A 12,757-nucleotide genomic window follows, 5' to 3' on the forward strand; every position below is an offset into this window, starting at 1 on the left:
GGATTTATTTTATTTTTTACCCGGTTTTTTCTTCCCTGCGATCGCAATTCTGCGTCCTCTACGGGTTCTGGCATTAGTTTTGGTTCTCTGTCCACGCACAGGCAAACCCTGACGATGACGACGACCTCTGTAAGTACCAATATCACCCAAACGTTTGATGTTCATTGCTTCTAAACGACGCAAATCCCCTTCAATTTGGTAATTTTCTTCGATGTAGTTTCTTAATTTGGTAACATCCTCGTCGCTGAGATCTCTTACTCTGGTGTCAGGATTTACCCCTGTTGCCGCTAAAATTTTTTGGGAGGTGGTCAAGCCAATACCATATAAATAAGTTAGTCCAATCTCTACTCGTTTGTCACGAGGCAAATCAATACCTGATATCCTAGCCATGTTTTCGTTTCCTTTCTTTGTCTTGCTGTAGTTGGCAAAAAATTTGGTTGTTTTTTAAACAATAAGCTAAACTGTTGTTAACAGTTCTTATCCTTGACGTTGTTTATGTTTGGGGTTGGAACAAATAACCATTACTCGTCCACGACGACGAATAACTCGGCATTTGTCACAAATCTTTTTAACTGATGCTCTTACTTTCATAATCGTAGTTTACACTGCAAGCTTTTGATTATAACAGGATTTGGGATCTCTGTCAAACATAAATAGGTGATCTAAGTCAAGATCTTTTTTGAGTAAATTTCTACTCTTTTTTTGATCTTTATATTAGATTTACTTATTAATGATTTTTATTTTTTCCCTTTAAGTCGATAAGTGATTCGACCTTTGGTCAAGTCATAGGGAGTTAGTTCGACTTTGACGCGATCGCCCGGTAAGATTTTGATGTAGTTACGACGAATTTTACCCGCAATATGAGCTAAAACGTTGAAACCATTATCTAAATCTACTCTAAACATGGCGTTAGGCAGTGATTCTGTCACAGTCCCTTCCATTTCAATTAAGTCTTTTTTAGACATAGTTAATTATCCTCTTGATTTTGTCTATAATTTTTGTCAATTTTATCAAACAGTTTTTTCTGAGATTAAACCTTGTATATGATAGCGAATGACTAAAATATTAAAGTTTTAACCCCATATTTGACAGAAATTAATTTTTTAGGACTTAACTATGGTTGTGATTTCGGCGGTGATTTCCTCCATAGAGCGATCGCCATCTACTGTTTTTAAGAGATTACTCTGTTGATAATAGTCAATTAGAGGAGCAGTTTGTTGACGGTAAACATCAAGACGATTATTGATAGTTTCTTCGTTATCATCTTTTCTGCCCCTGGCCAACAAACGTTGCAAAATCACCTCGTTTGGCACGTCTAAGTTAACTACTGCATCACAATTTTGGTCTAACTTCTTGAGTAAACCCGTTAAAAATTCCGCTTGAGGTACATTGCGGGGAAATCCATCGAGAATCCATCCTTTTTGAGCATCATCTTGTCCTAATCTTTCTTCAATCAAGTCAAGAATCAACTCATCAGGCACTAAATCGCCATTATCGACATAACTTTTAGCTTTTACCCCCAAGGGAGTTTGAGCGGCGATCGCACCTCTGAGAATATCTCCGGTGGAAATATGAGGAATACCGTGTTTTTCGGCTATCAAAGCCCCTTGAGTACCCTTACCAGACCCCGGAGGACCTAAAAAAATAATTTTTGTCATATTCTAAATAATTAGATATTAGGAATTGGGTTAAAAAAACTCCGAACTCCGTTCACGGCGGGAGGAAGTACAAGAGCCGAAGGCAAACTCTTCGAACTCTGAACTCTCACCTATTGTTTAACCATACCCTCATAGCGCTGAGAGATGACATAGGTTTGAACTTGTTTCGCAGTGTCGATGGCAACCCCTACCAAAATCAGTAAAGAAGTCGCACCGAAGCCTTGAAAGGTAGTTACTCCCGTTGCCCGTTCCACAAAAGTAGGTACAGTGGCAACCACCGTTAAGAAAATCGCCCCTAGAAGGGTTAAACGATTTAAAACTCCTTCTAAATAAGCAACCGTAGCTTTCCCAGGTCGAATACCCGGAATACTTGTTCCCATTTTCTTCAAATTTTGAGCAATATCTTCGGGGTTGGATACCAAAGACGCATAAAAATAACTGAAAAAGAGAATTAGCACGGAGTAAACCACCACATACCAAATGCTACCGGGGCGTAAAGCTAAAGCAACCTGATTAACAACACCACTGAAAGCGGTATTTTCTGCAAAACCAGATACAGAAGAAGGTAACACCAACACCGCCGAAGCGAAAATAATTGGCATTACCCCACCCTGATTAAGTCTTAATGGTAAATAGCTAGTACGTTCCCGATAAAGTCTTCTGCCTACCTGACGACGGGCAGAAATAATGGGAATGCGACGAGTTCCTTCCTGTACAAAGACAATTCCCACAATCATCACTAAAAATACTAAGACAAGGATTGTCACTTGTGCGATCGCCTGACGACCTCCAGTTTGAGCGTAGTCAATAGTATTAGCTAAAGTTTGAGGTAACACCGCCACGATATTGACAAAAATCAATAAGGAAGCTCCATTACCCAGACCTCTCTCGGTAATTACCTCGGAAATCCACATCACAAACATAGATCCTGCGGTAATAGCCAATACAGTTTCAACAACAAACCAAGGACTATCATTTAAAGCGTAAGGACGCAACAGACCTACTGTCACCCCAGTACTTTGGATAATTGCCCATCCTAAAGCAACATAACGAGTAATTTGGGCGATTTTTCTACGTCCCATTTCACCCTCATTTTTCTGTAAATCTTCTAAAGCAGGTACAGCCGAAGTCATCAACTGCATAATAATAGAAGCATTGATGTAGGGTAAAATACCTAGAGCGAAGATCCCAATAGTGCTTAAACCTCCCCCAGTGAAGATGTCTAAGAACCCTAAAAAGGGAAGATTTTGAATTGCCGCCGCAAAAGCATCTCTATCTATACCCGGAACTGGAATATAAATACCAAGTCTCACTAGGATAAGTAAACCCAGAGTTATCAGTAAACGACTGCGTAACCCTGCGGCTTGAGCCATCTGCAAAAAAGTTTCTTGGGCGGTTGGAGTTTTTTCTCTACTAACAACCATGACTTAATTAATACTGATAGTGAATAATTAACAATTGATGATGAATAATGAACGATGAACAGGTATTGACTGGGTTAGGAGTTCGGGGTTCAGAGCTAAGTTTTCGCAACTGCTATATATTCAACTCTACCTCTAATCTGTTCCCTGTTCCCTGTTCTCTTCTTGGTACTACTATCTTGACATTAATTAGTCATTATTGCCTGATTCAGTTTTAGGGGTAGTAGAGGTGATAGAACCACCTGCTGCCTCAATTTTTGCTTGGGCAGATTTACTCCAAGCGGCTGCTTTAACATTTAAAGCAACGTTAAGCTCGCCATTACCTAAGATTTTCAAAGGACCATCATTAGCAGTAACAATACCGTGTTCCATTAAAGACTCTAAAGTTACTTCGGTATTAGGAGCTAAATTAGCCAACTTCTCCACGTTGATAATGGTGAAATGCTTAGGATTGATGATTTTAAAGTGTTTTAATTTAGGTACACGGCGATAAAGAGGCATTTGACCCCCTTCAAACCCCGGTTTAGTACCTGTACCAGAACGAGATTTTTGACCTCTCATCCCAAAACCGCCACTGGCACCTTGTCCAGCAGAAATACCTCTACCGATACGGCGACGACGTTTTTTAGATTTGGGATTAGGCGCTATTTGATGAAGTTTCATAATAATCGCAAAGTATGATTAAGACTGTTTAGGAGAAAATTTGTTCTAAAGGAATATCTCTTTCTTTGGCAACAGAGGAGAAACTACGAATTTGTTGAAGGGCATTAATTGCCGCTCTTGCGTTGTTTAAAGGGTTATTAGATCCCTGTTGTTTTGCCAAGATATTTTTAATACCAGCTAACTCTAATACAGTACGAACTGCACCCCCAGCAATTACCCCAGTACCAGGAGCGGCGGGACGCATAAATACTTGAGCTCCTCCAGCCATACCAGTACTAACGTGAGTAATGGAGTTAGATTTATTAATGTTAACGTTAACAATATGTTTTTTACCGTCAGAAACGGCTTTACGCACAGCGTTGATAACATCTCCTGCTTTACCAACACCTACGCCCACTTGTCCTTTTTCGTTACCGACAACTACGATCGCACGGAAGCTAAGTTTTTTACCCCCTTTCACAACCTTACTAACTCGGCGAATTTGTACTACTCTTTCTTGCCAAGAGTTGTCTTTTTTTTCCTTATTACGTTTTCTTTGTTTGCCTTTGCGTTCTTGTTCTTTTGCCATAATAAATACCTTTAGAAGTTAAGACCTGATTCACGAGCGGCATCAGCAAGGGCTTTTACTCGTCCGTGATAAAGATTACCACCGCGATCGAATACCACTTTATCAATGCCTTTAGATAAAGCTCTTTGAGCGATTAATTTACCAACTTCTGCTGACGCATCACAATTAGAAGTGGAAGCATCTTTTAATTTTTCTCTTAACTCTTTATCAAGGGTAGAAGCCGCAACTAAGGTATGTTGAGCCACATCGTCAATGATTTGAGCGTAGATGTGAAAGTTAGAGCGGAAAACTGCTAACCGAGGACGCTCAGGGGTACCTTGAACTTTTTTCCGGATGCGTAAATGACGACGCTTAACGAGATTTTTACGATTAATGGTCATGGTTATTTCTTACCTGCTTTACCTACTTTACGTCTTACATATTCACCAGAGTAGCGAATACCTTTGCCTTTATATACTTCAGGGGGACGAACGGCACGAATTTTAGCGGCAACATTTCCCACTAATTCTTTATCAATACCAGAAACAACAACTTCAGTATTGTTATTGACGGCAACGGAGATACCCTGAGGCATTTCCATTTCTACTGGCTTAGAATAACCCACGTTAAGAGTAAGTTTTGACCCTTGAGCTTGAGCCCGATAACCAACCCCTTGAATTTCTAGTTTTTTCTCGAATCCTTGGCTAACGCCTTGGATCATGTTATCCACCAAAGTACGACATAATCCATGTCTTTCTCTGGCTTTACGGGAATCGTTATCCCGAACTACTTTGATTTCTTGTCCCTCTTGAGTGAGAGTTACCAAAGCTGGTAAGGTTCTTGATAAATCACCTTTAGGTCCTTTGACTTGAACTAATTGCCCGTCAATAGTCACCTCTACTTTGGCTGGTATCGTGATAGGACGTTTTCCAATACGAGACATGATTTGTTAATTGATAATTGATAATGGACAGTTAATATTCGACTCTTACCAAACGTAGCAAAGGATTTCACCGCCAATGCCTTGTTTTCTTGCCTCTCGATCGGTCATGATACCGCTAGAGGTGGAAATAATGGCTACGCCAATACCGCCTAAGACTCTGGGTAAGTCTTTTTTCTTGCTGTAAACCCTTAAACCGGGGGTGCTTACTCGGCGAATGTTATGAATTACGGGTTGACGGTTTCTTCCTTTATATTTTAAGGAAACAACGATATTCTTCTTGACTCCTTCGCCTACTTCTTCATAACCACCAATGAATCCTTCTTCTTTGAGTACATCGGCGATATTACGGGTCATTCTCGTACTAGGAATAGCAACGGTGGAATGACGTACCGCACAAGCGTTACGAATACGAGTCAGCATATCTGAAATAGTGTCGTGTGCTGGCATTCTTTTTTTCTTCCTCTTGTACTTCCATTATTTATCACGAAAGGGCATACCCATTTCTTTGAGTAATGCGCGTCCTTCCTCATCGGTGTTAGCGGTGGTAATGATGGAAATATCAAAACCACGAATTTGATCAATGGAATCATACTCAATCTCAGGAAAGATGAGTTGTTCCTTAACACCTAAGCTATAGTTGCCTCTACCGTCAAAACTTTTGGGACTAATGCCTCGAAAGTCACGGATTCGGGGGAGGGAAAGGTTGATTAAACGCTCTAAGAAAGCGTACATTTTATCGCTTCTGAGTGTCACCATTGCCCCTACAGGCATTCCTTGACGAATTTTGAAACCAGCGATCGCCTTTTTAGCACGGGTAACAACGGGTTTTTGTCCGGTAATCACAGCTAGTTCACTCAGAGACGACTCCAGTGCTTTAGCATTCTGTGATGCTTCCCCTAAACCTCGGTTAATAACAACTTTAGTTACTTTAGGTACTTGGTGAATGTTGGTGTACCCAAACTGTTCTTTTAATTTTGGAACAATTGTCTCTTGATAGTAAGTTTTTAATTTGGACATTACGGTATTAATTGATATTGATAGATAAACCGTTAAAGAGCTTATTGACAAAAATTAACTGACAATTAGTCGATAATTTCGCCTGTTTTTTTCAGTTTTCTTACTTTTTTGCCTTCTTCTGTGATCACATAGTTAATGCGACTAGCTACTTTTTCCTTTTCAGAATAAAGCATCACTTTAGAACTATGAATAGGAGCTTCGTAGGTAACTATTTGCCCAGATTCTCCTTCTTGACGAGGTTTTTGGTGTTTAGTTCTAATATTTACTCCTTTAACAATAACAGTACTGTCACTAGGAATAGCTTGAAGAATTTCACCCACTTTACCCTTGTCTTTACCAGAGATTACTTGCACGGTGTCACCTTTTTTGACGTGCATTTTATAACGGGCGGGTTTTTGTTTGCTTGTTTTTAATGATCTCATGGATTAAATTACCTCCGGTGCCAGAGAAATAATTTTGGTGAAGTTTTTGTCACGTAACTCACGAGCTACAGGACCGAACACACGAGTTCCTCTGGGGTTGTTGTCTTTGTTAATAATCACGGCGGCATTGTCATCAAAACGAATGCTCATACCGCTCTCACGGCGTAAAGAATGTTTAGTTCTTACAATAACCGCACGGACAATATCGGATTTTTTTACAGCCATGTTAGGGATGGCGTCTTTCACTACGGCGATAATAACATCTCCAATGCCTCCGTAGGTACAGTTACCAGTGGATAAAACCCTTAAGCACATAATCTTACGAGCACCACTGTTATCAGCTACATTGAGATAACTTTGTTGTTGAATCATGGTCGTTTACTAATGGTTTAAATGAGAGGGTGAAAATGATTATTTGTCCTATTTTTCAACCTAAGAAGGCTGAACTGGTTTCAACCCCTATAGAGCTTTACGACTAATTATTTCAGCGATTTCCCAACGTTTGGTTTTGCTGAGAGGACGAGTTTCTCTGATTCTCACGCGATCGCCTTCTAAACATTGGTTCTGCTCGTCGTGAGCTTTGTATTTTTTCGTTTTAACGACAATTTTGCGGTATTTGGGGTGAGGGGAACGGTTTTCAACAGCAACTACTGCGGTTTTATCCATTTTGTTGCTGACAACTACCCCCACTCTTTCTTTTACTGCCATTAATTTTTACTCCTATGCGCCGATGTTGCTAGTGGTTTTTCTGACAATTCCTTTTTGACGTTCAGTCTGGATGGTGAGCAATTGAGCAACCCAGCGTCTGGTGTGCTTGAACTCATGGGGTTTTTCTAAACGTCCAGTGGTTTGAGCAAGTCTTAGTTGAAAAAGTTTTTGTTTTGCAGAAGTAATTTCTGCAGTTAACTCCTCATCGCTTAAGTTTCTTGCTTCGGCAATGCTTCTATAAGCCATAATTTAGTATTCCTCCGCTCTGGTAACAAATTTGGTCTTAATGGGTAATTTTTGAGCCGCTAAACGCATAGCTTCTCTGGCGGTTGCTTCGGGAATACCAGCAATTTCAAACATGATGCGACCGGGTTTGACTACGGCGACCCAAAATTCGGGATTACCTTTACCAGAACCCATACGGGTTTCAGCAGGACGCATAGTAACGGGTTTATCAGGAAAGACACGAATCCAAAGTTTACCGCCTCTGCGAACATAACGGGTAATAGCCCGTCTTGCGGCTTCAATTTGGCGGGATGTAATCCAACAAGGTTCGATCGCCTGAAGTGCAAAATCACCGAAATTAATGGAATTACCACGGTAGGCATTCCCTTTCATTCTGCCCCGATGTTGTTTTCGGAATTTAGTTCTTCTTGGACTTAACATGATTTCTAGTTAATGATTGTATTAGGTATTAGGTTTTAGACTTTAGGTATTAGGTTTTAGGCTTTAGAGTTTCTTCTATTACCTTTGCCTCTTGCCTTTTGCCTTTTGCCTGTTAACTATTCAGAGCGATCCTCAAATTTCTGACGACGGGGTTTTTTCCGTGAGGGTTTGTTGCGATTAGCAGTGAGATTCAAGTTTTCTTCACCAGGGATGATTTCACCTTTAAAAATCCAAACTTTTACCCCTAAAATACCGTAGATAGTACTAGCGGTTTTGTAAGAATAGTCAATGTCAGCTCTTAGGGTATGAAGAGGAACACGACCCTCTCTAATCCACTCAGTACGGGCAATTTCAGCACCGTTGAGACGACCACTCACTTGAATTTTGATCCCTAACACCTCTGCTTTTTGGGCTCTTTGAATGGCTTGTCTGACCACACGACGGAAAGAAACACGTCTTTCTAATTGTGAAGTTAAAAACTCTGCCATTAAAGCGGCACTAGCATCAACGTTAGTTACTTCAATTACATTAACTCTGAACTGACGCTGATTCTTGAGGAGAGCTTGTAAGTCAGTACGTATTTTTTCAATACCCTGACCACCTTTTCCCACAACTACCCCCGGACGAGCGGTATGGATAGAAAGGTCTATTTGATCTGCTTTACGCTCAATTTTGACATCAGCAATACTAGCATTAGCTAGATTTTTGTCAATGTACTGACGAATTTTGTGATCTTCTTGAAGAAGTTTCGGGTAATTTCTTTTATCGGCATACCAGCAAGAAGAGTGTTCTTTGGTAATACCGAGTCGAAAACCAATTGGATGTACTTTTTGTCCCATGTTATCTTTATTGAATAAGTGCGGGTTGACTATGCCATTGGAGCTACTGCCACAGTAATATGACAGGTGCGCTTACGGATTTGATAAGCACGACCCTGCGCTCTAGGACGGTAGCGCTTTAAGGTAGGTCCACCGTCAGCAAAGGCTTGAGAAATGACTAGGTCATTGGGATCTAAGCCTTGATTATGTTCTGCATTAGCTACAGCAGAGCGAAGGACTTTAACAATTGGCTCACAAGCACGGTAGGGCATAAATTCGAGGAGGATTAAGGCTTCTCGATAGCTACGCCCACGAATTTGATTCAATACCCGTCTCACCTTGAAAGGTGACATTCTGATATAACGGGCGATCGCTTTTACTTCTTGGGAGGTATCTACCTCAATATTTGTCTTAGATTTAGCCATAGTTATTAATTGATGGTTGATAGTTAATAGATGACCTGATTGTTATTTCAGTCAACTATGTCCCTAGTCAGTTAACCAAAACTCTTAACGTTTCGCTTTCTTGTCACTTTTTGCGTGACCACGAAATGTACGAGTAGGTGCAAATTCCCCTAACTTGTGTCCTACCATTTGATCAGTGATAAAGATAGGAACGTGTTGACGGCCATTATGAACAGCAATAGTGTGACCAATCATTTGGGGAATAATAGTAGAGGCTCTTGACCAAGTTTTAACTACTTGCTTATCTCCTTTACTGTTCAATTTTTCAATTTTGGAGAGTAAGCTGTCGGCAACAAAAGGCCCTTTTTTCAGTGAACGACTCATGAATTTTTTTCCCTATTTTGCGGTTAAGCTCTCAGACTTAATTTACTTGCCTTTACCAGCATTACGACGGCGAACAATGTATTTATTGCTGAGTTTTTTCTTCTTACGGGTTTTCTTACCTAATGCAGGTTGTCCCCAAGGAGAAACGGGACCAGAACGACCAATAGGCGCACGTCCTTCTCCACCACCGTGAGGGTGATCGCAAGGGTTCATTGCGCTTCCTCGGACATGAGGTCTGATACCTAAATGACGACTCTTACCCGCTTTACCCAATTTGAGGTTTCTGGCTTCGATGTTACCGACTCTACCAATGGTGGCATAACATTCTTTACGCACCATACGTACTTCTTTAGAAGGAAGTCTGAGAGTAACATAGTCCCCATCTTTTGCCATTAATTGAGCAAAACCACCAGCCGCACGGACGATTTGACCACCTTTACCTCTGGTGAGTTCAATGTTGTGAACTTCTGTACCGAGGGGAATTTTTTCAAGGGGTAAAGCGTTTCCAATTTCATAAGGTGCAGTTTCACTGGCGATGATAGTTGCACCAACTTGGATTCCTGCGGGGGCGAGGATATATCTTTTTTCACCGTCTTCATACTGCACTAAGGCAATACGAGCGTTACGGTTAGGATCGTATTCGATGGCTAAGACTTCAGCTTTGATGTCTCGCTTATCTCTTTTAAAGTCGATAATACGATAGAGTTTTTTATGACCACCGCCACGATGACGAGAGGTAATTACTCCTCGGTTGTTACGACCTTTTTTACGATGAATATATTTAGTTAGTGATTTTTCCGGAGTACTTTTGGTAATTTCCGAAAAGTCGGAAGATACCGCTTGTCTTCTACCCGGTGTATATGGTCTATATGTACGAACACCCATAGTTCCATTAATTAATTATATTGGCGATGAGCAAATCCCTTTTCTTGACTAATTCCAGAGGGGAATTATAAATCAGGGAAAAATGTGCTTTGCAGAGAATCACCTTCTGCTAACGTAACGATCGCTTTTTTGTACTGGGGTTTGTAGCCAACATTTTGACCAACACGACGTTGTTTACGGGGTTGATTCATGGTGTTAACTTTGACCACCTTTACATCAAATAAGCTCTCGATAGCAGCTCTGATTTCTGGTTTGGTTGATGTTTTAACTACTTCAAAAACATACTTATTATCTTCCATCATATAGGTGGCTTTTTCAGTCACAATGGGACGGATGACAATATCAGCAAGTTCAGCAGTAGTTTTTCTGACTTTGGTTGTTTTTCCGTATCTGCTATTCGCCACAGTAAACCTCCTGTATTTTGGTTATTGCCTCAGAGGTAGCTACAATTTTGTCAGCGTACAAAATATCATAAACATTCAAACAATCGTGTTTAATCATTTTGACGGTGGGCAAATTACGAGCTGATAAGTAGAGATTTTCGGGGATAGAATCATTTACAACGATCAAAACTTTTGCATCCTCTTCCACACCCCAACGAGTGAGGGCAGATACTACTTCTTTGGTTTTCGGGGTTGCAATTTGATCGAAGTTTTCCACCACGATTAAATCTTCCACACGATCCATAAAAGCGGTTCTGATGGCTAATTTTCTTTCCTTGCGGTTCATTTTCATGTCGAAATCTCTGGGTTTAGGTCCAAAGATGACACCACCACCACGCCAAAGGGGCGATCGGATCGAACCAGCTCTTGCTCTACCAGTTCCTTTTTGCCTCCAGGGTTTACGCCCACCCCCTCTAACTTCTGCTCTAGTTTTAGAGGAAACAGTACCCTGACGCTGATTATGTAGTTGACGAACTAAGGCACGATGAACAATATGTTCGGCGTTTTCTGCTTTAGCGACTTTCATCTCTAAAGTAGTTTCACCTACTTGCTCTCCTTGCCAATTTTTGACTACACAATTAACCATAATATTTTAATTAAGTGTTATATTCTACGCCGATTTAGTTAGTTTACTATTGACCCACAATGGTTGCAGGAGTTACGCTAACTAAGTTTCCGGGTTTACCGGGGATTGATCCTTTAACTAAGATTAAATTGCGTTCAGAATCAATTTTGACTACAGTTAATTTACGGACTTTAATTTGAGTGTTACCATAACGTCCCGCCATTCTTTTACCAGGGTAAGTACGTCCGGGGGTTGTACCCGCACCAGTTGAACCGGGTAAACGATGGTTTTTAGAACCGTGAGTCATATTACCTCTTTTGAAGTTATGACGCTTTTGATAACCAGCAAAACCTCTACCGATGGTTTTACCACCTACATCAACTAACTGCCCTTCAGAGAATAAATCAGCACCGATGGTTTGTCCTAGTTCATAACCAGAAACATCATCGAGACGATATTCTTTCAAATGACGTAATGCAGGAAGTCCTTTTGTCGCTAAGTGACCAGCTTCAGGACTGGTGAGATATTTATTAATTTCTCTAGGTTCTTTTGTGTTTAAGGTACGTTTACGATCTGGTAACTCGTCGTATCCTATCTGTAAAGCGGTATAACCGTCTTTTTCTGGTGTTTTAATTTGAGTTACTCGACATGGACCTGCTTGAATAACTGTTACAGGGATTGCGTTTCCTGTTTCAGGGTCAAAAACAGTGGTCATGCCTAGCTTTGTACCGAGTACGCCTAAGCTCACGGGATTTATCCCTCTATATTTCTAAACTACAGGATAGATCTTGTATCAATTCAAGAGCAGTATTTTCTTCTCTGGCATATAATTACTCTGGCTAAATCAAGGATTAATTAACCGAGTTGTCATGACAGAGGCATTTTAAGTTACTGTCTTTGTTGATTACTGATTTGTTAGCAGACTGTTGTAATCAATTACCAATCTAAGTATTAGATCAGATATAGTCTTTACACTCAATAGACTTAAGGTAGGACTTGGTGAAAAGTCTTTTTTTACCTCAGTATCTTTGAGAGACTAATTTTATGTACTTTTAGTCACAAATAATCATTATAGGTCATCAGTGACGAATAACGCAAGAGTTAATTACCTTTTTTTGCATTTTGTCAGAAATATTAACTTCTTGTTTTCAAAAATTAACGTTGTTGTACGAGATAAGACTGTTACAATGACGGGAGACAACAATTGTAATAT

23 protein-coding genes are annotated in these 12,757 nt (G+C 40.4%); all 23 read right to left on the reverse strand.

Annotated elements, in window-relative coordinates:
- Positions 1-9: 9 nt before the first annotated feature.
- Entirely contained in the window at positions 10-390 is a 381-nt protein-coding gene (gene rpsM / locus CYAN10605_RS02565; RefSeq protein WP_015218376.1) for a 30S ribosomal protein S13, read from the reverse strand.
- An 87-nt stretch (positions 391-477) separates the two neighbouring features.
- Positions 478-591 carry a 50S ribosomal protein L36 gene (gene rpmJ / locus CYAN10605_RS18040; RefSeq protein ID WP_015218377.1) on the reverse strand — a complete coding sequence of 38 codons (114 nt, stop codon included), beginning with the start codon at positions 589-591 and terminating at the stop codon, positions 478-480.
- Positions 592-737: 146 nt separating this feature from the next.
- Positions 738-965 carry a translation initiation factor IF-1 gene (gene infA / locus CYAN10605_RS02570; RefSeq protein ID WP_015218378.1) on the reverse strand — a complete coding sequence of 76 codons (228 nt, stop codon included), beginning with the start codon at positions 963-965 and terminating at the stop codon, positions 738-740.
- Positions 966-1,103: 138 nt separating this feature from the next.
- Positions 1,104-1,658, reverse strand: coding sequence for an adenylate kinase (locus tag CYAN10605_RS02575; RefSeq protein ID WP_015218379.1), 555 nt, complete (start codon positions 1,656-1,658; stop codon positions 1,104-1,106).
- A gap of 110 nt (positions 1,659-1,768) precedes the next feature.
- Positions 1,769-3,082 carry a preprotein translocase subunit SecY gene (gene secY / locus CYAN10605_RS02580; RefSeq protein WP_015218380.1) on the reverse strand — a complete coding sequence of 438 codons (1,314 nt, stop codon included), beginning with the start codon at positions 3,080-3,082 and terminating at the stop codon, positions 1,769-1,771.
- Positions 3,083-3,268: 186 nt separating this feature from the next.
- Entirely contained in the window at positions 3,269-3,742 is a 474-nt protein-coding gene (rplO, locus tag CYAN10605_RS02585; RefSeq protein ID WP_015218381.1) for a 50S ribosomal protein L15, read from the reverse strand.
- Between the two features lie 28 nt (positions 3,743-3,770).
- Entirely contained in the window at positions 3,771-4,310 is a 540-nt protein-coding gene (gene rpsE, locus CYAN10605_RS02590) for a 30S ribosomal protein S5 (RefSeq protein ID WP_015218382.1), read from the reverse strand.
- Between the two features lie 11 nt (positions 4,311-4,321).
- Entirely contained in the window at positions 4,322-4,690 is a 369-nt protein-coding gene (rplR, locus tag CYAN10605_RS02595; RefSeq protein WP_015218383.1) for a 50S ribosomal protein L18, read from the reverse strand.
- Positions 4,691-4,692: 2 nt separating this feature from the next.
- Complete coding sequence (gene rplF, locus CYAN10605_RS02600) at positions 4,693-5,232, reverse strand: 50S ribosomal protein L6 (protein ID WP_015218384.1); 540 nt, start codon at positions 5,230-5,232, stop codon at positions 4,693-4,695.
- A gap of 45 nt (positions 5,233-5,277) precedes the next feature.
- The gene (gene rpsH, locus CYAN10605_RS02605; protein ID WP_015218385.1) at positions 5,278-5,679 is read right to left on the reverse strand and encodes a 30S ribosomal protein S8; all 402 of its coding nucleotides are present in this window, start codon (positions 5,677-5,679) and stop codon (positions 5,278-5,280) included.
- A 27-nt stretch (positions 5,680-5,706) separates the two neighbouring features.
- On the reverse strand, positions 5,707-6,249 hold the full coding sequence (gene rplE, locus CYAN10605_RS02610) for a 50S ribosomal protein L5 (RefSeq protein WP_015218386.1): 543 nt from the start codon (positions 6,247-6,249) through the stop codon (positions 5,707-5,709).
- 65 nt (positions 6,250-6,314) lie between these two features.
- Positions 6,315-6,671, reverse strand: coding sequence for a 50S ribosomal protein L24 (gene rplX, locus CYAN10605_RS02615; protein ID WP_015218387.1), 357 nt, complete (start codon positions 6,669-6,671; stop codon positions 6,315-6,317).
- Between the two features lie 3 nt (positions 6,672-6,674).
- Positions 6,675-7,043, reverse strand: coding sequence for a 50S ribosomal protein L14 (rplN, locus tag CYAN10605_RS02620; RefSeq protein ID WP_015218388.1), 369 nt, complete (start codon positions 7,041-7,043; stop codon positions 6,675-6,677).
- Between the two features lie 87 nt (positions 7,044-7,130).
- A complete protein-coding gene (rpsQ, locus tag CYAN10605_RS02625; protein ID WP_015218389.1) occupies positions 7,131-7,379 on the reverse strand; it encodes a 30S ribosomal protein S17 in 249 nt (82 codons plus the stop codon).
- 12 nt (positions 7,380-7,391) lie between these two features.
- Positions 7,392-7,625, reverse strand: coding sequence for a 50S ribosomal protein L29 (gene rpmC / locus CYAN10605_RS02630; protein WP_015218390.1), 234 nt, complete (start codon positions 7,623-7,625; stop codon positions 7,392-7,394).
- A 3-nt stretch (positions 7,626-7,628) separates the two neighbouring features.
- On the reverse strand, positions 7,629-8,045 hold the full coding sequence (gene rplP, locus CYAN10605_RS02635) for a 50S ribosomal protein L16 (protein ID WP_015218391.1): 417 nt from the start codon (positions 8,043-8,045) through the stop codon (positions 7,629-7,631).
- A gap of 116 nt (positions 8,046-8,161) precedes the next feature.
- A complete protein-coding gene (rpsC, locus tag CYAN10605_RS02640; protein ID WP_015218392.1) occupies positions 8,162-8,884 on the reverse strand; it encodes a 30S ribosomal protein S3 in 723 nt (240 codons plus the stop codon).
- 29 nt (positions 8,885-8,913) lie between these two features.
- Complete coding sequence (rplV, locus tag CYAN10605_RS02645) at positions 8,914-9,267, reverse strand: 50S ribosomal protein L22 (protein WP_041922623.1); 354 nt, start codon at positions 9,265-9,267, stop codon at positions 8,914-8,916.
- Between the two features lie 105 nt (positions 9,268-9,372).
- Positions 9,373-9,651, reverse strand: a complete 279-nt coding sequence (rpsS, locus tag CYAN10605_RS02650) for a 30S ribosomal protein S19 (protein WP_015218394.1) — start codon at positions 9,649-9,651, stop codon at positions 9,373-9,375.
- A gap of 42 nt (positions 9,652-9,693) precedes the next feature.
- Positions 9,694-10,536, reverse strand: a complete 843-nt coding sequence (gene rplB, locus CYAN10605_RS02655; protein WP_015218395.1) for a 50S ribosomal protein L2 — start codon at positions 10,534-10,536, stop codon at positions 9,694-9,696.
- 65 nt (positions 10,537-10,601) lie between these two features.
- Entirely contained in the window at positions 10,602-10,940 is a 339-nt protein-coding gene (locus CYAN10605_RS02660) for a 50S ribosomal protein L23 (protein WP_015218396.1), read from the reverse strand.
- Entirely contained in the window at positions 10,930-11,565 is a 636-nt protein-coding gene (gene rplD, locus CYAN10605_RS02665) for a 50S ribosomal protein L4 (protein WP_015218397.1), read from the reverse strand. Before rplD ends, CYAN10605_RS02660 begins: the two co-directional genes overlap by 11 nt.
- Positions 11,566-11,611: 46 nt before the next feature.
- A complete protein-coding gene (rplC, locus tag CYAN10605_RS02670; protein WP_015218398.1) occupies positions 11,612-12,292 on the reverse strand; it encodes a 50S ribosomal protein L3 in 681 nt (226 codons plus the stop codon).
- Between the last annotated feature and the right edge of the window lie 465 nt (positions 12,293-12,757).

This window comes from Cyanobacterium aponinum PCC 10605, assembly GCF_000317675.1.
In the GTDB taxonomy this organism is placed as follows: domain Bacteria; phylum Cyanobacteriota; class Cyanobacteriia; order Cyanobacteriales; family Cyanobacteriaceae; genus PCC-10605.

Coding starts and splice junctions, on each gene's coding strand:
- rplO (WP_015218381.1), bottom strand. CDS start 3,742: ATGAAACTTCATCAAATAGCGCCTAATCCCAAATCTAAAAAACGTCGT.
- rplB (WP_015218395.1), bottom strand. CDS start 10,536: ATGGGTGTTCGTACATATAGACCATATACACCGGGTAGAAGACAAGCG.
- CYAN10605_RS02575 (WP_015218379.1), bottom strand. CDS start 1,658: ATGACAAAAATTATTTTTTTAGGTCCTCCGGGGTCTGGTAAGGGTACT.
- rpmC (WP_015218390.1), bottom strand. CDS start 7,625: ATGGCTTATAGAAGCATTGCCGAAGCAAGAAACTTAAGCGATGAGGAG.
- infA (WP_015218378.1), bottom strand. CDS start 965: ATGTCTAAAAAAGACTTAATTGAAATGGAAGGGACTGTGACAGAATCA.
- rpsM (WP_015218376.1), bottom strand. CDS start 390: ATGGCTAGGATATCAGGTATTGATTTGCCTCGTGACAAACGAGTAGAG.
- rplX (WP_015218387.1), bottom strand. CDS start 6,671: ATGAGATCATTAAAAACAAGCAAACAAAAACCCGCCCGTTATAAAATG.
- rpsH (WP_015218385.1), bottom strand. CDS start 5,679: ATGCCAGCACACGACACTATTTCAGATATGCTGACTCGTATTCGTAAC.
- rplF (WP_015218384.1), bottom strand. CDS start 5,232: ATGTCTCGTATTGGAAAACGTCCTATCACGATACCAGCCAAAGTAGAG.
- rpsE (WP_015218382.1), bottom strand. CDS start 4,310: ATGGCAAAAGAACAAGAACGCAAAGGCAAACAAAGAAAACGTAATAAG.
- rpsC (WP_015218392.1), bottom strand. CDS start 8,884: ATGGGACAAAAAGTACATCCAATTGGTTTTCGACTCGGTATTACCAAA.
- rpmJ (WP_015218377.1), bottom strand. CDS start 591: ATGAAAGTAAGAGCATCAGTTAAAAAGATTTGTGACAAATGCCGAGTT.
- rplR (WP_015218383.1), bottom strand. CDS start 4,690: ATGACCATTAATCGTAAAAATCTCGTTAAGCGTCGTCATTTACGCATC.
- rpsQ (WP_015218389.1), bottom strand. CDS start 7,379: ATGGCAGTAAAAGAAAGAGTGGGGGTAGTTGTCAGCAACAAAATGGAT.
- rplE (WP_015218386.1), bottom strand. CDS start 6,249: ATGTCCAAATTAAAAACTTACTATCAAGAGACAATTGTTCCAAAATTA.
- rplP (WP_015218391.1), bottom strand. CDS start 8,045: ATGTTAAGTCCAAGAAGAACTAAATTCCGAAAACAACATCGGGGCAGA.
- rplN (WP_015218388.1), bottom strand. CDS start 7,043: ATGATTCAACAACAAAGTTATCTCAATGTAGCTGATAACAGTGGTGCT.
- rplD (WP_015218397.1), bottom strand. CDS start 11,565: ATGGTTAATTGTGTAGTCAAAAATTGGCAAGGAGAGCAAGTAGGTGAA.
- rpsS (WP_015218394.1), bottom strand. CDS start 9,651: ATGAGTCGTTCACTGAAAAAAGGGCCTTTTGTTGCCGACAGCTTACTC.
- secY (WP_015218380.1), bottom strand. CDS start 3,082: ATGGTTGTTAGTAGAGAAAAAACTCCAACCGCCCAAGAAACTTTTTTG.